Here is a 1,004-nt window from a genome sequence, read left to right as displayed (position 1 = left end):
GTGCTGTATCTGCCGATCATCGTGCTGGTCATCTATGCCTTCAACGCGGCGAGCTCGACCTCCGAATGGGGCGGCTTTTCGCTGAAATGGTTCCAGTCGGCATGGCAGAACACGCAGGTCGTCGATGCCACGCTGCGTTCCTTCCAGATCGGCTCCATTGCGGCGGTGCTCTCCACGATCTTTGCCACCATGGCGGCGCTCGCCACCACCCGCACCGCGTCCTATCCCGGCCTCACCTTCAAGTATGCGGCGATCAACCAGCCGCTGATGGTGCCCGAGATCGTCACCGGGGTGGCGCTGCTGATCTTCTTCTCGCGCATCAAGATCTTCACCGGTTATTCCGGCATCGGCTATCTGGTCGCCGCGCACACGGCGTTCTGCATTCCCTTTGCCTATTTGCCGATCCGGGCGCGGCTTGAGAATATGGACCTGACGCTGGAGCGTGCCGCAGCCGACCTCTACGCGACGCCCTGGAAGACGTTCCGGCGCATCACGTTGCCGCTTCTGTGGCCCGGCATCCTGGCCGGGCTGATGCTGGCCTTCGTCATCTCGCTCGACGACGTCGTCATCACCGAGTTCGTCAAATCGGGCGGCCAGGACACGCTGCCCACCTACATGCTCGGCCAGATCCGCCGCGGCATCACACCCGAGATCAACGCGATATCGACCGCCTTCCTGCTGCTCTCGGTTGCCATCGTCACGTTGTTTTTCTTCGTCAGCAGGAAACGAGACTGAACCGAAAAATGGGAGTTAAAACCATGAACTGGAAGACAACAGCAACCGCCATGGGGTTGGCGTTGCTCGCCTCGACGGGCCTGGCCCGCGCCGACGGCGTGCTCAACATCTACAATTGGGGCAACTACACCAGCCCCGACGTGATCAAGAAGTTCGAGGCCAAATACAACGTCAAGGTGACCATCACCGATTATGATTCCAACGACACCGCGCTTGCCAAGGTTCGCCAGGGCGGCACCGGCTTCGACATTGCGGTACCCTCGCAGACC

The 1,004-nt window shown here is 60.9% G+C and carries 1 protein-coding gene and 1 pseudogene; both read left to right on the top strand.

Annotation, left to right across the window (positions count from 1 at the left end; all coding sequences use genetic code 11):
• The coding region (locus EN994_RS32975) for an ABC transporter permease (RefSeq protein ID WP_164746502.1) at positions 1-735 on the top strand (735 nt) is incomplete at its 5' end.
• 23 nt (positions 736-758) lie between these two features.
• A pseudogene (locus EN994_RS32970) lies at positions 759-1,004 on the top strand (putrescine/spermidine ABC transporter substrate-binding protein); the annotation flags it as partial.

Origin of the sequence: Mesorhizobium sp. M7A.F.Ca.CA.002.09.1.1, assembly GCF_003998555.1 — a bacterium.
GTDB classification, from domain to species: Bacteria; Pseudomonadota; Alphaproteobacteria; order Rhizobiales; family Rhizobiaceae; genus Mesorhizobium; species Mesorhizobium ciceri.
This window is presented reverse-complemented; position numbering and strand designations above follow the sequence as displayed.